The 4,056-nt window shown below is 68.1% G+C and carries 4 protein-coding genes; 3 read left to right on the forward strand and 1 reads right to left on the reverse strand.

All coding sequences use genetic code 11. The annotated features are described in order from the left end of the window. Positions 1-312 (forward strand): chemotaxis protein (locus G3N92_RS31750; protein WP_206131494.1); only part of this gene is annotated, 312 nt, incomplete at its 5' end. A 295-nt stretch (positions 313-607) separates the two neighbouring features. Here G3N92_RS31750 and G3N92_RS31755 read toward each other — a convergent pair. Continuing rightward, positions 608-1,591, reverse strand: coding sequence for a sigma-54 dependent transcriptional regulator (locus G3N92_RS31755; protein ID WP_206131495.1), 984 nt, complete (start codon positions 1,589-1,591; stop codon positions 608-610). Between the two features lie 380 nt (positions 1,592-1,971). Here G3N92_RS31755 and G3N92_RS31760 point away from each other — a divergent pair, with 380 nt between their 5' ends. Together G3N92_RS31760 and G3N92_RS31765 are read left to right on the forward strand one after the other, a co-directional pair. Then, positions 1,972-3,363, forward strand: a complete 1,392-nt coding sequence (locus G3N92_RS31760) for a sigma-54 dependent transcriptional regulator (protein ID WP_206131496.1) — start codon at positions 1,972-1,974, stop codon at positions 3,361-3,363. Positions 3,364-3,458: 95 nt separating this feature from the next. Continuing rightward, positions 3,459-4,056: PAS domain-containing protein (locus G3N92_RS31765; protein ID WP_206131497.1), on the forward strand; the 598-nt coding region annotated here is incomplete at its 3' end.

The following is a 4,056-nucleotide window of genomic DNA, read 5'->3' on the forward strand; positions in this document are numbered from 1 at the left end:
GAACCGCTCGATCCGTCGGGCGGCAGCGGCCACGATGCCGACACGCTCGGCCCGAGCGATTCGTCGGACAGCGGCAGCGACACGCGCGGCGCGAAACGCCGCCCGTTCGACGTGGAAGACGAACTGGACGCCCACGCGCTCGAACGCGGCGCGGCAGCCGGCGCGGCCGGCACCGATCGCGCCGGCACCGGCGAGCGCGCCTCGGCCGACGGCGATTCGAATTTCGTCGACAGCGCCGATATCGAGCCGGACCGCACCGGCCGGCTCGCCGGCGACGACGACGAGGCCGAGCGCGACGACGACGCGCCTTGAGCGTCCGCGCCGCCGATCCGGCAAATCTTTCAATCGGTTTGAAGTAAACGACGAAAAAAGCGAAGCCGGCTGAACCCGATTCGCCTCACCGAAGCGATCGAGGCGGTATGCGATGCAGCGACGCCAACCGAATCGCTCGCGAGCCACGCACGGGCCGGCGAACCGGCAGGCGCGCAACGAACGCGCTTGCTGGCGCGGCGACGAGCACGATCTGCCGCATCGCGCCGGCGTGTTGCCGCCCGGTGGCGAGCGCGACATCGCTGCCCGCCGCCATCGAGCCGCCGGCAGCGCGCGTTCAGCGGCGCGCGCTTTCCTCGAGTTCCTGTTCCAGCCCGTGTTCGCGCATCAGCGCGAGCCGGTTGTACAGCGTCTTGAGGCTGATGCCGAGCGCCTTGGCGGTGCGCGGCTTGTCGCCCTCGAAATGCCGCAGCGACGCGACGATGAAGCGCTGCTGCGCGTGCGCGAGCGTGGCGCCGAGCGGCAGCGACATCACGTTGTCGCGCACGTCCACGCGCGGCGGCACCTGGCGCGGCAGGTCGAGTTCGATCTGGCCGTCGGACAGGATGAACGCGCGCTCGATGGTGTTGCGCAACTCGCGCACGTTGCCCGGCCACGGATAGGCGCGCAGCGCCTTGAGCGCCTGCGCCGAAAGCGCCTTGTCGCTGCCGTGCTGGGCATTGAGCCCGGCCACCAGGTCGCGCGCGATGTCCTCGACGTCGCCTTCGCGGTGGCGCAGCGCCGGCACATGCAGCGCGAACGCGGCGAGCCGGTAGAACAGATCCTCGCGCAGCCGGCCGTCCTGGATCGCATCGACGGGATTGTGATGGGTGGCCGCGACGATCCGCACGTCGAGCGCGATCGTTTCGGTGCCGCCCACCCGCATGATGGTGTTCGATTCGAGTGCGCGCAGCAGCTTGACCTGCAGGTCGCGCGACATTTCCGCGATTTCGTCGAGAAACACGGTGCCGCCCGCGGCCGCTTCGAACCAGCCGATATGCTGCGACGCCGCGCCCGTGAAGCTGCCTTTTTCATGGCCGAACAACTGCGATTCGGCGATATCGGCCGGGATCGCGCCGCAATTGACGGCCACGAACGGCCCGCCCGCACGCGAGCTGGCATCGTGCAGCAGCCGCGCGGCGATGTCCTTGCCCGCACCGCTTTCGCCGACGATCAACACGCTCGCGCGTGTGGCGGCAACCTTCTCGATTTTCGACAGCAGCGCCTGGATGCGCGGCGAGGAGCCGGCCAGCCGGCGGCCGTCGCTGGATGTTTTCGACATGAATGGATCTCGGTGGAAGAGCGTGTCTCCGTACACGATCCCCGTGAAACGTGTAATTTTTATAAGATAAGGCAAGCGTAGCCGAATCCTCTCGCCGTTCATGAATTGAAAATTCCAATACGCTTGGCATGGTCGGATAGAAAAAAACGATAATGACCGGGTGCGACAGGTTGTCCTCTATACTGCCCGCACGCCAAGTCGACAGGCCAGGCCAAGCGGCTGATCCGGTGGCAGGATCGGCGTCATCGTGATCGGCACCCCATGCCGCCGGTCCTTCTTTCCGGGCGTCATCGGGTTGCACAGCGCCCGATGCTCCTACTGCACGCTGCCCGGCGCTCGGCCTCGATGCCCGCTGGCGCGTGCTCCGCGATGGAGCGTCAATGCCCTATATCCTCGTCGTTGAAGACGATGCCGACACCCGCGAGATGCTCTCGGTGCTCGCGCAAACGCAGCAGCTCAATTGCGACACGGCGGCGACGCTGGCCGAGGCGCGCAAGCTGATTGCCCTGCATACCCCCGATCTGATCCTCTGCGACCTGATGCTGCCCGACGGCAGCGGCATGGATCTGTTCGACGAATTGCCGAAGGGCGTGCACTGCGAGATGGTGCTGACCACCGGCCACGCCAGCCTCGAAACCGCGATCGACGCGCTGCGGCGCGGCGCCACCGATTACCTCGTCAAGCCGCTGAACATGCAGCGCCTGAACAGCATCTTCGCGCGCGTGCCGCGCACCAGCGTGCTGCACGAGGAGATCGCCTCGCTGCGCGGCGAACTGAAGCGGCTCGGCCGCTTCGGTCGCATGCTCGGCAATTCGCCGCCGATGCAGACCATGTACGACGCGATCAGCCGCGTCGCGAGCACCGAGGCGTCGGTGCTGCTGATGGGCGAATCGGGCACCGGCAAGGAACTGGCCGCGCAAACCATCCACGACCTGAGCCTGCGCCGCAAGGGCCCGTTCCTCGCGATCAACTGCGGGGCGATCGCGGCGAACCTGGTGGAAAGCGAGATGTTCGGGCACGACCGCGGCAGCTTCACGGGCGCCGATCGTCAACACAAGGGCTTCTTCGAGCGCGCCGACGGCGGCACGCTGTTCCTCGACGAAATCACCGAAATGCCGATGGAGTCGCAGGTCAAGCTGCTGCGCGTGCTCGAAACCGGGCGCCTGACGCGGCTCGGCTCGTCGCGCGAGTTCGACGTGGACGTGCGGATCGTGGCCGCCACCAACCTCGATACCGATGCGGCGATGGCCAACGGCAAGCTGCGCCCCGATCTCTATCACCGCATCAACGTGTTCCCGATCACGCTGCCGCCGCTGCGCGCGCGCGGCGAGGACATCCCGATGCTGGCCGCGGCGTTCCTCGACCGGCTCAACGAGGAAACCGGACGCGGCATGCATTTTGCGCCGTCCGCATTGGCGGCGCTGTCGGGCTACCAATGGCCGGGCAACGTGCGCGAGCTGCGCAACTTCGTGCAGCGCGCCAGCATCTTCAACGACGGCGATCTGATCGACACGCTGCCGGCGCCGATCATGACCGAGGTGTCGGGCGAGGCGGCGGGCGACGACGACGCGGTGTCGGTGCCGTTCGGCACCACGCTGGAGGAGGTGGACCGTCGCGTGATTCTCGGTACGCTGGCGCAGTGCAACGGCGTCAAGACGCATGCGGCCGAGGTGCTCGACATCAGCCTCAAGACGATCTACAACCGCCTCGCGCAGATCGAGGGCGACGACAAGCGCGACAAGGCGGGTACGGCGGACAAGACGCCGTCGTAAGCGCGCCGCGAAACCTGCGCGAGGAGAGGGGCCGCCGAGGCGGCAGGGGATGGCGTCCGGCCGGCATCGCGGCGGCGCGGACGGGAGCCGAGCAGATGAATCAACTCGAATCAGGCTGGATGCGTCATGGCGGGACCGTCGCCGCGCTCGTCGCGATGCCGACGGTGCTGCAGTCGCTGCTTGTCCATTTCGGCGGCCCGAACATGCCGCTGGTGCTGTTTTACCCGTTCATCGCGGGCATCGCCTGGATCGTCTCGTTCGGGGCGGGCCTCGTGGCCGCGCTCGTCAGCGCGTTGCTGATCTGGCTGCTGTTCCTCGGCGATCGTGTCGCCTATCCGATCTCGCCCGCCATGCAGGCGATGGAAATCGGCCTGTTCCTGCTGGTGTCGGGCGTGGTCAGCGCGGTGGTGGCCGCGTTCCATCACGCGCGGCTCACCAACGAGACGCTGCGCCGCCGCGAAGCCGCGCAGCGCCGCGATTACGAAACCACGCTGGCGTCGCTGACGCAGGGCGTGATCGTCACCGATGCGGCCGGCCGCATCACCTATCTGAACGCGGCGGCCGCCGCGCTGGCCGGCCACGACGCCGACGCCGCGCGCGGCCGCGCGTTCCACGACGTGGTGCAGGCCTACGACAATGCCGGCGAGCGCGTGCGCGCGCCGCAGCTCGAGCGCGTGCCGGCTGGCGGCGAGG

Source organism: Burkholderia sp. Ac-20379 (assembly GCF_017104645.1).
Taxonomy (GTDB): Bacteria; Pseudomonadota; Gammaproteobacteria; order Burkholderiales; family Burkholderiaceae; genus Burkholderia.